Source organism: Pseudokineococcus sp. 5B2Z-1 (assembly GCF_037482305.1).
Taxonomy (GTDB): Bacteria; Actinomycetota; Actinomycetes; order Actinomycetales; family Quadrisphaeraceae; genus Pseudokineococcus.
In genome coordinates, this window is sequence record NZ_JBBHZG010000001.1 from 105,559 (window position 1) to 118,517 (window position 12,959).

Annotated in this window: 6 protein-coding genes; 2 read left to right on the plus strand and 4 right to left on the minus strand. The window is 77.7% G+C overall.

Features of this window, described 5'->3' with window-relative positions; genetic code table 11:
* Positions 1 to 117 precede the first annotated feature (117 nt).
* Positions 118 to 2,253 carry an acyltransferase family protein gene (locus tag WDV85_RS00435; RefSeq protein ID WP_339568755.1) on the plus strand — a complete coding sequence of 712 codons (2,136 nt, stop codon included), beginning with the start codon at positions 118 to 120 and terminating at the stop codon, positions 2,251 to 2,253.
* A 205-nt stretch (positions 2,254 to 2,458) separates the two neighbouring features.
* On the opposite strand, the gene WDV85_RS00440 is transcribed toward WDV85_RS00435, so the two are convergent.
* From WDV85_RS00440 to WDV85_RS00450, 3 genes are all read right to left on the minus strand, one after another.
* Positions 2,459 to 4,009: a hypothetical protein gene (locus WDV85_RS00440; RefSeq protein ID WP_339568756.1), complete on the minus strand. Its 1,551-nt coding sequence runs from the start codon at positions 4,007 to 4,009 to the stop codon at positions 2,459 to 2,461.
* Entirely contained in the window at positions 4,006 to 6,003 is a 1,998-nt protein-coding gene (locus WDV85_RS00445; RefSeq protein WP_339568757.1) for a peptidoglycan recognition protein family protein, read from the minus strand. Before WDV85_RS00445 ends, WDV85_RS00440 begins: the two co-directional genes overlap by 4 nt.
* A gap of 400 nt (positions 6,004 to 6,403) precedes the next feature.
* On the minus strand, positions 6,404 to 8,464 hold the full coding sequence (locus WDV85_RS00450; RefSeq protein WP_339568758.1) for a SpoIID/LytB domain-containing protein: 2,061 nt from the start codon (positions 8,462 to 8,464) through the stop codon (positions 6,404 to 6,406).
* Between the two features lie 141 nt (positions 8,465 to 8,605).
* Between WDV85_RS00450 and WDV85_RS00455 the strand changes: the two genes are divergently transcribed.
* Positions 8,606 to 9,724, plus strand: a complete 1,119-nt coding sequence (locus tag WDV85_RS00455) for a class I SAM-dependent methyltransferase (RefSeq protein ID WP_339568759.1) — start codon at positions 8,606 to 8,608, stop codon at positions 9,722 to 9,724.
* Here WDV85_RS00455 and WDV85_RS00460 read toward each other — a convergent pair.
* On the minus strand, positions 9,721 to 12,783 hold the full coding sequence (locus WDV85_RS00460; protein ID WP_339568760.1) for a glycosyltransferase: 3,063 nt from the start codon (positions 12,781 to 12,783) through the stop codon (positions 9,721 to 9,723). The two genes, WDV85_RS00455 and WDV85_RS00460, sit on opposite strands and share 4 nt — an antisense overlap.
* Between the last annotated feature and the right edge of the window lie 176 nt (positions 12,784 to 12,959).

Here is a 12,959-nt window from a genome sequence, read left to right on the forward strand (position 1 = left end):
GGGCGCACCCGGTCGACGGGTCGTCGCCGACACTAACGGAGGGTGCGCGCTGCCCCGCCGCGGCACACGGGCCGGGCACCTCCCTGCGGCGCGCCCGGCGTCGTCCAGACTGTCCCGGTGCAGATCTCCGACACCGCCCGCGCGAGCGCTCCCGCCCCCGCCGCGCCGGTGGGTCCCCGACTGGACGCGGGCCGCCGGTTCCGGCCCGACATCGAGGGCATGCGCGCGGTCGCCGTGACCCTCGTCGTGCTGTACCACGCGGGAGTGCCCTTCCTCCCGGGCGGCTACGTCGGGGTGGACGTCTTCTTCGTCCTCTCCGGCTTCTTGATCACCGGGCTGCTGCTCGACGAGGTCCGGCGCACGGGCACCATCTCGCTGCGCCGCTTCTACGCCCGGCGGGCCCGGCGGCTGCTGCCGCTGGCGTCCCTGGTCGTCGTCCTGAGCGCCGTCGCCGCGCTCCTCCTCGTGCCACCGCTCGACCGGTCCCGGATCGGTGTCGACGCCCTCGGCGCGGCCCTCTACGCGGCGAACTGGCGGTACGCGGTCGGAGCCACCGACTACCTCGGCGCCGACTCGCACGACAGCCCGTTCCTCCACTTCTGGTCGCTCGCCGTGGAGGAGCAGTACTACGTCGTCTGGCCGCTCCTCATCCTCCTCGTCGTGGCGCTCGGGCCGAGGAGCTGGCGCAGCGTGCGCCGCCGCATCACCGCCGGCCTCGTGCTCCTGGGCGGCGGCTCCCTCGTGCTCTCCGTCCTCCTCACCCCGACGAGCGGCTCCTGGGCCTACTTCGGCCTGCACACCCGCGCGTGGGAGCTCGCCGCCGGGGCGGCCGTCGCGCTGGCGCTGCCGGCGTGCGAGCGCCTGCCCCGAGCCGTCGCCCTCGTCGCCGCCCCTGCCGGCCTGGCCCTGGTGGTGTGCTCCGCCGTCGCCTACGACGACACCACGCTCTTCCCGGGCGTGGCGGCGGCCGCCCCCGTGGGCGGTGCCGTGCTGCTGCTCGCGGCCGGCGCCGCAGCGGGTGGCGCCGGCGCCAGCGCCCTCCTGTCCCGACCCGGCCCCCGCTACGTCGGGCGCATCTCCTACGCCTGGTACCTGTGGCACTGGCCGTGCCTCGTGGTCGTGGCCCTGCTCACGGACGGGTCGCCCTCGGCCGGGCAGGTGGTGCTGGCCGTCGTCGCCTCGCTCGTCCTGTCGGTGCTGTCGCACGTCCTCGTGGAGGACCCCGTCCGCCGCAACCGGTGGCTCTCGGCCGCGCCGGGGCGCTCCCTGGCCCTCGGCGCCGGTCTCACGGCCCTCGCCGTCTGCGCTGCCCTCCTCCTGCAGCCCTTCGGCGCCCGCACCGCGGACGTCGGGGCCCTGCCCGACCTCGAGGTGTCAGCCGCGGGGGCGGGCGTCCCCGAGGGCGTCCCCGAGCTCACCGCGCCGGCGATGACGCCCGAGGAGGCCCGTGACGACCAGGAGCGGCCGGAGGGCTGCTACGTGAGCTACCCCGGCACCGAGCCGCCCCCCGTGGAGGACTGCGTCTTCGGCGAGCCCGGTGGCAGCACGACCGTCGCGCTGATCGGCGACAGCCACGCCGTCCACTGGCTCCCGGCCTTCGACGCGCTGGCCCGGGAGCGCGGGTGGCGCCTCCTCGTGTGGGCCAAGACGGCCTGCCCCTCGGTCGACATCGACGTGTGGGTGGCGCGGCAGACGCGCGCCTACGACGAGTGCGGGCAGTGGCGCGCAGCCGTAGAGGACCGCCTGGCCGAGGTCGAGGACCTGTCGACCGTCTTCGTCGCGCGCTCCAAGGGCTACACGACCGCCACGCTGGGGGACGGCGGAGAGGTGCTCGACGAGGCCGGCACCGGTCCCGTGTGGGAGGCCGCGGCCGAGCGCACGCTGGGCCGCCTGGGGCAGGTCGCCGACCGGGTCGTCGTCGTCGAGGACACGCCGTGGTCGCCGCGCGACGTCCCGTCCTGCCTCTCCGAGCGGGACCCGTCCGCCTGGCGCGAGTGCGACTTCCCGCGGGAGGGCAACGTCCACCTGGACCAGGTGCTCGTGGAGGCGGAGCGGACGGCGGCGGCGGCGGCGACGACGACACCCGTGGGGTGGCTCGACATGACCGACGCCGTCTGCCCCGGCGAGGACGAGTGCACGGTGGTCGCCGCCAACGGGGCGGTGGTGTACGCCGACGACAGCCACTTCACCAACACCTTCAGCCGGTCGGCGTGGCAGCTGCTCGCCCAGCAGGTGGACGCGCTGGCCCGCTGAGCCGAGGGCGAGCCGCGGAGCCTCGTCCCGCACCGCCCGCCGTCGCGCGGGGGCACCGGTTCGCCGCCGCTCCTCGGACCCGCCGCGCGAGGTGACGGCCGGAGCCGGGCGACCGCGGGCGAGCGCTCCGACCGTCGTGGTCGGAGGACGGCGGAGGCCGGGTCCCCCCTGGGGACCCGGCCTCCGCCGCCGCCGCGCCGGCGGCTCAGGGGGTCAGGACGACCGAGCCCTGGGCCGCACCACCGTTCGTGTCGTGGCGCCAGAGGACGGTGGCGCCGGAGCGGACGCCCCAGCCGTCGCGGGCATCACCGTCCAGATCACCCGCGAAGCCCTGCATGCCGGCCCGCCCGAAGAACGTGGGGGACGGCGAGGCGGGCCACAGGGAGTCGAGGCGGAACCGCTGGGCGCCGCGCTGCAGGCCGGGCGTGTCGGCACCGTCACCGTCCCAGTCGCCCGGGACCGGCCGGTCGGTCGGCCGGCCGAAGTCCACCGAGACGTCCACGGGGCCCGCGCCGACGGAGGTGCGGAGCATCCAGCGGCCCTGCCGGTAGATGCCCACGCCGAGCCGTCGACCGTCCCAGGAGCCCACGACGGGCACGTCGTCCGCCCCTCCCATCCAGAACGCCCTGTCCGCGGAGCCGCCGGAGAGGTCGTCCTTGAGCAGCCACCGACCCCGGCGGTAGACGCCGACGGTCTCGCGGCCGTCGCCGTCCCAGTCGCCCACGACGGCGACGTCGCCGGCCTGGCCGTACCGGTAGCGGAGGGTCGAGCCGTCGTCCTGGCGCAGGGAGACGGCGCCGTCGACGTAGAGACCCACCTCGTCGGCCCCGTCCCCGTCCCAGTCGCCCGCGACCGTCTGGGCGCCCGCGGGGACGGGCGTCGGTGCGGCGGGCACCGGGCGCGGGCCCGGGGTCGGGCACGGCGAGGGGTTGCGGCTGCCGGAGTACGCCGGTGCCGCCTCGCCGGTGTACGGGACGCACGGTCCGTAGTCGGTCCCGGTGAGGGTCGTCCCCGTCCAGAAGGAGGTCCGCGCCATGGCCCCGTCCCAGCTGAGCGAGATGTGGATGTGGTCGGTGTGCGGGCTCGCACCGCTGTAGACCTTCCACGTCCGGTTGTACGAGCCCCAGATCTTGCGGTCCCAGATGACGTACATGATCCCCAGCCGACGGGCGTTGCCGGAGGGGCGGCCCTGGGCGTCGGGGCCGATGAGCCATGTGAGGAAGGCGTCGGCCTGGGCGGCGTCCGCGGGGTCGCGGGCGTCGAGCATCCAGTCGTACGCCCGACCGTCCGAGTGCTCGCTGCGGCCGGCGCAGGACCTGGTCGTGCCGCCCCGGGTCCCGCCGTACGTGGTGTGGATCAGGTCGCGCAGGCGGAGGGTCCCGGCCCGCTCGACGGGGTCGCAGGCGACCTGCGGCACGTAGGGGGCGAAGCCCTCCGGCTCACCCGTGTAGCGCTGCACCGGCCTGGGCGTGGGCACCGTCCCCGCCGTCCGCAGGCGGCCGGCCGCGTCGGGGGCCGTTGCGGGGCCGCTCCAGCCGGTGGCACCCGGCCCGGCGACGACCCTCCCGTCGAAGGAGGGCTCGTGGTCGTGCCCGTCGGACGCGCGGTGCCCTCCGCTCGGCTCGGCGTCGCGGGCAGGCGTGACGGGCGCCGGCGCCGCCGCGGCGGGCAGGGCGCCCGCCACGGCGCCGACGCACAGCACGGACGTCGTGACCAGCCGGCGGAGGGCGCTGCCCCGTGTCGAGGTGTCGTTCATCGGGCGATCATGACCGAGCCCTGGGCGACCCCGGCGCGGACGTCGTCGCGGTAGAGGAAGGTCGCGCCCTGGCGTGCGCCCCAGCCGTCCCGGCCCTTCCCGGCGAGGTCGCCGGCGAAGCCGACCATGCCGGCACGGCCGAAGTAGACCGGGGCGGGCGACCCCGGGTAGAGGGAGGGCAGCCAGAAGCGCTGCGCCCCCCGCTGCAGGCCCGGGGTGTCCGCGCCGTCGCCGTCCCAGTCGCCGACGATGGGGCGGTCGGAGCTGCGCCCGAAGTTGAGCGAGACGTGGACCGGGCCCGCCGACGCGTACTTGCGCAGGAGCCAGCGGCCGTCGCGGTAGACGCCGACGCCCTGGGTCCGCCCGCTCCACCAACCGGCGACGGGGACGTCGCCGTCCTGCCCCAGCCAGAAGGCCCGGTCAGCGCTCCCACCCGACAGCGAGTCCTTGATGAGCCACTGCCCGCGGCGGAAGACGGACACGGTCTCGCGACCGTCGCCGTCCCAGTCGCCGACGACGGCCAGGTCGCCCGGGCCCCCGTAGCGGTAGCGGAGCGTGCTGCCGTCGGCCCGGCGGAGGGAGACGTCGCCGTCGGCGTAGAGACCGGCCTGGTCGGTCCCGTCGCCGTCCCAGTCGCCCACCAGCGTCTGGGCGCCGGCGGGGACGGTCATCGCGACCGGCGTGGGCGCGGGCGTCGGCGTGGGCGTGGGCGTCGGCGTCGGCGTGGACGACGCCTGGAGCTGCGCCGCCTTCGAGCGGATGGTGTCCATCTGCGCGGAGAGGCGGACGCCCGGGCAGGCCGTCTGGCCGACGTCCATGTGCCGCAGGACGGTCGGCATCGTGACCACCCGGCCCCTGGAGTAGCGGGAGGTGCTGCCACCGGCCGACGTGAGCGTCGTCGTGGCGGTCGGCGAGACGCCGTACTGGCCGAGCTTCCACGCGATGACGGCGGCGAGGCTCTTGACGAGCGCCGACGAGGGCGCCGCGTCCTCGTAGTTGCCCATCGCCGAGACGCCCATGGTGTCGGTGTTGAAGCCCGAGGCGTGGGCGCCCTGGACGGTCTCCGTGATGCTGCCGCGGCGACCCTCGTAGACGGTGCCGAACTTGTCGACGACGAAGTTGTAGCCGATGTCGGCCCAGCCGAGGGACTGGGTGTGGTAAGCGTAGATCCCCCGCAGCTGGCTCATCGACTGGCTGGCCGTCGAGTAGCTGTTCGACGACGCGGTGTGGTGGACGACCATCGCCTTCACGGTCGTGTTGCGGCCGGTCGCGCGCGAGAGGGTCTCGTCGGCACCCCACTGCGCCCGCGTGACGATGGCGGGCCTCGGCGCCCCCGTGGCGGTGGCGGCGGCGGACATCGTGGCCATGGGCACGGCCTCCCCCCGCGCCTGCGCGGCGGCGGCCGCGGCGGCCGGCCCCGCGGAGGCGTCGGCGGCTGCGACGTCGCCGTCACCTCCGTCGACGACACGGAGGCGCAGGTCGACCGGAGCCCTCCCGCTGGTGGTGTCCACGCGGAGCTGGTACCCGCGGGAGCCGTCCGTGGCGAGCGGTGTCGTGCCGACGACGGGCGCCGCGGTGCGCGCCTCGCCGGACCCCGCGTCGGGGCCGGCGTCCTCGACGGCGAGCGTCTCCCACGTCGACCAGGCACCGTCCTCCAGGACGCGCACGCTGACGGTGACGGCGCCGACGGCCGTGTCCTCAGCGGACCAGGTGACGCCCAGCACGTCGAAGTCGGCGCGGGTCCGCACCTCGTCCGTGAGGACCGCGGGGCGTGCCCCCGGATCACCGGCCGCGCGCAGCTGCGCCAGCGCGCCGGCGTCCACGCCCGACTCGGGCACGACGTCGGTGCTGGTAGGGACGGGTGCGTCCTCGACGGCGGACACGGCCGAGGGCTGGGGCGCGGCGTGCGCGGGCGCCGCGACCAGTCCGACCGGGGCCGCGACGGCGGCAGCGCAGGTGAGCGCTCCGCAGAGGCGGAAGAGGGTGTGCGGCACGGTTCGAGCTCCTGTCCGGCGAGGGTGCGAGGTCATGACCTCTAGGTCGTCACGGCCCTCGGCGACCTGTAGCCGCCCGGCCGCGCCGGCCCGCGCCGGCGCGGCTCCTGACGGCCGGAGCCGACGGGAGCGCGCGGGCGTCGGCCGGTGCCCCGTGCGCGACCGGCCTGTCGCGCACGGCCGGTGACCAGGAGCCCGCCGGCGCGGTTCTCGCGCGGTGGGGGCGCGTCGAGCCGCAGAGCGGTGCGGAGCGCACGACGCCCGCTCGGTGGAGGTCGTTGACCACCGGTCCGGCACCGGCCGCCGCGCCACACCCCTCGACGGCGGGTGCGGGGTGCTCGTCGGGCGGGCGCCCCGCGCGACCGGTGGGCGACGAGCGGAGCCGCAGCCCGTCACCCGATCAGCGCAGCACCTGCCAGGCGGCGGCGTGACGACCGTCGTCGAGGCGCGTGGCGACGTGCACGACGCCCGCACGACCGACGCCCGGGAGGTCGCTCCCCCGCCCGTCCCAGTCGCCGGACACGCCGCGCATCCCCGGGCGCCCGAGCGCCAGTGGCGGGATCGCACGGCGCGCCGACGACCCGAAGGTCCACCGCGCACCCTCGAGGGCCCCGGGGTCGTCCACGCCGTCGCCGTCCCAGTCCCCCGGCACGGCGGTCGAGGCGGGTCCGCCGAAGGTCCAGGTCCGCGAGGCCCTCCCCGGTCCCACGGCGTCCCGGAGGTGCCAGGTCCCGCGGACGACGACGCCGACGCCGGTGGGCCGTCCGGGCGCCCAGACGCCTGTGACGGGCTGCTGTCCGGGTCGTCCGTACGCGAAGGACCGCTCCGCGGGGCCCGGGCCCGCCTGCTCGCGCAGGTGCCACACCGCGGCGCGGACGACGCCGACGCCGTCCCGTCCGTCCCCGTCCCAGTCACCCGTCACGGGCAGGTCGCCGGCGCGTCCGTAGACGAAGGACCGCGTGCTGCCGTCCCGGGCCCGGAGCGTCCACGTCCCGGCCGAGAACCAGCCGACCTCGTCGGCTCCGTCGCCGTCCGCGTCGAGGGACACGGGCACCCCGCCGACCGGGCGCACCGCGGGAGCGGGCGGTCGCACCGTGAAGCCGGAGGAGCGGACCGAGGGCGAGACGGCGCGCAGGGCGTCGCGCGCGCGCTGGCCGGTCACGCGCAGCGTCACCGGCGCCCCGGCGCGCGTGCCCACGACGACGACCTCCGTGCGGTCGGCCGTGCCGCGCGGCGCCACCCTCAGGTCCGTCGCGGTGGAGAGCCCGAAGGCTCGAGCCACCTCCGCCCAGCTGAGCCCGACCGACCAGGACGCGTTGGGGTCCCCCGACGCGAGCTCCCACCGGCTGTCGTCGACCTGCCGCAGGTGCGCGACGGGCGCGGAGCCCCACACGTACGTGTTGGTCTCCGACCAGCCGCCGTGCGCGGACGCGTACAGGAGGTCGCGCGCGAGCGCGCCCGAGGACGTCGTCATCACCGTCCCCCCCGACGGGGAGGACGTCGCCGCCACCGCCCGGGCGAGCCCGCCTCCGTGGCGCGCGTCCTCGGCGCGGCGCTCGGCTCCGGTCCACACCTGGTCGGCGGTGGTGGGGCGGACGACGTAGGCGTCCTCGGCCGCCACGTACTTCCCGAGCAGGAACGTGCGGGCGGCGACGACCTGAGCCTCCTGCGCGGCCTGGGGCCAGGAGACGGGCATCTCGGCGAGGCCGCGGAGGTAGGTGTCGACGGCGGAGCCCCGCGCACCGTCGAGGAGGACGGCGCGGACCTCGAGGCCGCTGCGACGCGGGGCGAAGCGGGTGAGGTCGGCGTCGGAGCGGCGCACCAGCGGCGTCGCCCCGGACGACGCCCACGTCGAGACACGGACCTCGCGGCCGCCGTTCTCGGCGCGGACGAGGGCACCGGCGGCCGGCGCGAAGCCGGGCGGCGCCACGGCGCCGGCGGCCGCACCGGCGAGGACCTCGAGCCGGTCCCCCGCGGCCCGGCGCACCGTCCACGTCGCCCCCTGCGGCTGCACGACCTCCTGGGTGCCGCTGCTCCAGCGGACGGGGCCGGCGTCGGCGCGGACCTCGGCGCGCGAGCTCGTCCCACCACCCGTCAGGAGGTCGACGAGGACGGTCGGGCGCACGGACCGCCGAGCCGGCAGGAGGCCCGGGTAGTAGGTGGTGAGGATGGTGGTGGACGAGCAGCCGAGCAGCGCCGCGCCCCGCGCGCCGTACTGGCTCATGCCCATCCCGTGGCCCCATCCGTGGCCGTCGAGCACCACGTCGGGCGCACCGGGGGGAGCCGCGGCGTCCGGGACGACGGCGCCGCCGGGGGCCGGGCAGCCGTCCGCGGTCGACGTCGCGGTGGCGGCGACCGCGCCGGACGCAGGTCCGAGCAGACCGCCCAGCCCCGTCACCGTGACGGCGACGAGGGCGGCGAGAGCCCGACGGGTGGTGGAGGTGGGTGGTCGCGTCGTCATGGGTGCGCTCTCGACGGCGGAGCGGGCGCACTGGAGGGGTCCCGGCGCGCGCCACCCGGGCGGCGTCGGCTCGACGAGCGTGGGCGGGAGGTCGTTAGCCTCCTGGTCGGGGGCGCCCGCCTCCGACCGAGGAGGAGCCCCATGCCGCGCAGGTCCGCACCCCGCGCCCTCGCCGTCGCCCTCGCCCGCGCCACGGGCGCCGGCCCCGCGTGGCGCCGGCTCAGCGCCGAGGTCGTCGAGGCCAGGCGCGAGGCCAGAGCAGCCCGGGCCGAGGCGCTGGGCGCCCGGCGCCGGCTCGAGGAGCTGCTCGCCGAGCTCCACGCCCGGCGGGAGGAGGACGTGCGGCGGGACGAGGCGCTCCGCGCGCAGCTCGACGCCGCCGCCTCGGCCCGCTCCTCCACCGATGCGGCGCTGGACCGCCTCGCCGGGCTGGTGCGGGACGTCGACGCGCGCGTCGCCTCCCGGGTGGCCACCCACCAGGTGGCGCCCGCCGTCTGGCGAGGGGTCCGGGCCTCCGAGGTGGGCACGTGGTCGCTCCTGGCGCTGCGCGACCTGCTCCCCGGGTCGACCCGCCTGCCCCCTCCCGGCGGAGCGGCGGGGTGGGCGGCCACGCCCGAGACCGTCCTGCTGCTCGTCCGCGAGGTCCTCGGGCGCGACCGCCACCCCGCCGTGGTCGAGCTCGGGAGCGGCACGTCCACGGCGTGGGTCGCCGCCGCGCTCCGCGAGCGCGGCGGCGGCCGCGTCGTCTCCGTCGAGCACGAAGAGCGCTTCGCCGAGGCCACGCGCCGGACGCTGCGGGCGGCGGAGCTCGACGACCTGGGCGAGGTCGTCGTGGGGCCGCTCGCCCCACTGCCCGAGCCGACCTCGCCCACGGGCCACACGACCGACTGGTACTCGCAGGCGCTCCTCGAGCGCCTGCCGCCGGTCGTCGACCTGCTCTTCGTCGACGGTCCGCCCGGCGGCACGGGGCCGATGGCCCGTCGCCCGGCGCTCCCCCTCCTCGTCGACAGGCTCGCGCCCGGTGCGGCCGTCGTCCTCGACGACACCGACCGCCCCGAGGAGAAGGACGTCCTGGCGCGCTGGCTCGAGGACGTCCCCGGCCTCCGGGTCGAGGTGACGACCGACCGGGCGACGCTCCTTCGGGTCCCCGACGACGTCCAGCACCACCACGCCCTCGACGCGCAGGCGGACGACCGCGCGTCCACGGCTGCCGGCCGGGCGGCGGCCGAGGACGACGACGCCCGGGGCGGTCGGCGCTAGCGCCCCGGCCGCCCGGCGCGGACGGCGAGCGCCGCGTCCAGCAGGACCTGCGCCCGTGCGGCGAAGGAGTGCTCGGCGCCGACGAGGCGGCCGAGACGGGCCCTCTCGTCGTCCGGCGGGAAGCCGGCCGGCCCCTCGTCGACGAGGTCGAGGAGCTCCTGCCGGTCGCGGTAGGTGCGCACGAGCGGGCCGAAGACCTCCTCGAGGCCCTCGACGTGGTCGCTGATGACGCGCGCCCCCGAGGCCGCGGCGTCGAAGAGCCGGTTGGACGCGAAGCCGGCCCGCCTCATGTCGTCCCAGTGGTCGTTGAGGACGACCCCGGCGCCCCGGTAGGCCGCTGAGAGGGCGGTGTTGTCGATCCCGGCGCCGCGGAGCACGCCCGGCGGCAGGAAGCGCTCCCAGCCGCCGCCGTAGACGGCGACGTCCCGGCCCGCCTCGACGAGCACCCGGACGACCGGGCGGTACACCGAGCGCGAGCTCCCGACGAAGAGGACCTCGTGCTGCTCGACGTCCTCGTGCTCGGCGGCGGGGTGGAACAGCGCCGGGTCGGTGGCCTGCAGGAGCGTGCCGACGTGGCGCCCGCGCACCGGGTCGGAGGCCCAGGCCGCCGACGCCGCCCAGACCCGGTCGTAGGCGGCCAGCTCGTCCGCGCCGACGAGGTCCGGGTGGCTGATGACCCAGGCCAGCCGCACCGCGCCGTCGGCCGGCGCGAGCGGCACCTTGCCCCGGACGGCGAGGACGACGTCGTCGAGCTCGGCCGTGCTCCGCCCCAGGGAGTGGCGCGTGTCGACCACCACCTCCTGGCCGAGGGCGGCGAGGGCGTCGGCGACGGCGCGGCCGAAGTGGCGGTCGCCCCAGGCGTCCCCGAGGGGCCCGGCGAGCGCGGCGGTCCGCACGGCCCAGCGCAGCCGCGGCGGTGACTCGGCGACGACGGTGGCGGTCGGCCGGTACCGCGGGTCCGCCCGCCGGCGCAGCACCGTGGTCGCCTCCGCCCACGCCGGCGCCGCGTCCCCCCACCGGCGACCGTTCTCGGCCGCGTCGGCGGCGACCTCCGCGGGGTCGGCGACCTGGGCCGGGGCGGCTCGACGGGAGGTGCCGACGGCGGCGCCGACGCGCACGACCGCGCCGGTGAGCAGGAGGGGGGACGCGCCCCGGCGCTCCTCCAGGCGTCGGCACAGGTCGAGGTCCCACCCGCCGCCGGCGAGCAGGGGGTCGGCGCCGCGCACGGCGACGAGGTCCTCGGTGCGCGCCGCGAGCGCCTCGCCCCGGAGGGCGGGCACCGGCACGACGTCCCCGAGGCGACGGGCGTCGTCGGCGGGCAGTCCCGCGAGGAGCGGCTCGGGCCCGCCGGGGGTGCCCCCCGTCCCCGCCGCCACGACGAGGTCCCGGTGGTCCAGGAGCAGGGCGCCCGCTGCGGGCGCGCCACCGTCGACCGCCGCCCGCAGCGCGCTCAGCGCCCCGGGCGCCGGCTCGGCGTCCTCGGCGAGCAGCACGGCGACGTCGCCCTCGGCCGCCGCCAGGGCGAGGTCGATCCCCAGCGGGACGCCGACGTCGTCCGGGGCCCGCAGGACGACGACCCGGTGGTCGACCAGCGCGAGAGCGCCGAGCAGGCGTGCGACGGACAGCCGGAGGCCCGCGTCGAGCACGACCACCTGGTCGACGTCCCGGCCCCTGCCCGGGACGTCGGCGAGCACCCCTGTCGCCGCCCGCCACGCCCCCTGCCACCCGCGGCGGGCGACCAGCAGCGCGCTCGTGACGCCCTCCGGCCGCGGCGCGGCGTCGAGGGCGTCCCAGTCCACGAGGTGGCGACGACGGACCACCTCCTTCCACGAGCGGCGCTCGGTGGTCGACAACCGGTCTCCTGCCCGGTCGTCGTCGTAGACGACCCCGACGAGCGGCACGTGCACGAGCCGGGAGCGGCGGGCGAGCCGCCACACGAGGTCGTAGTCGACCGTCCGGCGCAGCTCCTCGTCGAAGCCGCCCACCTCGGCGAGCAGGTCGGAGCGGACGACGAGCACGTTGAGGTCGACGTGGTTGCGGACCGCGAGGTGCTCGACCTGCGCGTCCAGGTCGCGCACGAGGTCGCCGCCCGGACGGACGACGCGGGCCGCCGCATGGACGACAGGGGCGTCCTGGGCGTGCATGACGGCGACGGCCGTGCGCAGGAAGGCGGGCTCCCAGGTGTTGTCGGAGTCGAGGAAGGCGGTGCACCACCCCCGCGCTCGGGGCAGGGCGACGTTGCGGGCCGCGGCGACGCCGCGGGCGGGGCCGTCCAGCAGGTGCACGCGCGGGTCGCCGTCGGCGGCGGCGAGGACGGCGGCCCGCGTGCCGTCCCGCGAGCCGTCGTCGACGACGAGCAGCTCCCAGGAGGTCAGCGTCTGCGCCAGCACGGAGCGCACCGCACGGCCGACGACCGACTCGCGGTCGCGGACGGGCATGACGACCGTGACGAGCGGCCCGTCGTGCGGCGGCAGGGGGACGTCGCCCCAGGCCCGCGCGGTGGCGGCGTCCTGCCGGGGGTCGCGGGCCGCTGCGGGGGTCAGCCGAGGGTCCCGCCGGAGCCGCTCCTGCTCGTGGTGGCGACGGACCGCCTCGTCCTGGGCAGCCGTGAGCTCGCCCCACGAGGGGCGTCGGACGCCCGCGGGCAGCCGGAGGCCGAGTGCGGGCGCCGTGGCGGGCGAGGGGCCTCCCGGGCGACCGTCGTCCGGCGGCAGCGGCAACGGCGACGAGGGCGAGACCGCCGCCAGGTGCTCCCGCAGCACCTCGTGCACCGGCCGGCGCCCACCCCCGGCGCCGAAGGGGTCGAAGAAGGGGTGCGGCTGGGCGTCGGGCCGGCCTCGCAGCAGCAGGTGGGCGAAGGGGTCGAGGGGCGCGGTGCGCCACCGCGCCGGTTGGTACCACTCCGCCTCGAAGAGGCGGCACGGGCTGAGGCCCGCCCGGGACCCGTGCCGGACGTAGTGCAGGACCGCTGCCGTGCGCCCCGGCAGCCGCCGCCCCACCTGCGCCTCGTACCAGGACCGGTCGAAGAGCGGAGAGCGCCAGACGACGGGCACGGACACCGCACGCCCCGCTGCCAGCAGCAGCCGGCTCGCCCCGGTCCTGCGCCGCAGCGCCGAACGGAGGCGCGCCGGCGTCAGCACGGCCGGAGCCCGGCGCTGCCGCCTGGGCGGTGGGGACGGGGGCGCTGCAGGGCCACTGGGTGTGCTCCTCGGGCCGATGGGCAGGGCGGGGTCGA

What these genes read in the sequence shown, in the direction of transcription:
- WDV85_RS00440 (WP_339568756.1), bottom strand. Translation starts at nt 4,009, where the DNA reads ATGAACGACACCTCGACACGGGGCAGCGCCCTCCGCCGGCTGGTCACG.
- WDV85_RS00450 (WP_339568758.1), bottom strand. Translation starts at nt 8,464, where the DNA reads ATGACGACGCGACCACCCACCTCCACCACCCGTCGGGCTCTCGCCGCC.
- WDV85_RS00455 (WP_339568759.1), top strand. Translation starts at nt 8,606, where the DNA reads ATGCCGCGCAGGTCCGCACCCCGCGCCCTCGCCGTCGCCCTCGCCCGC.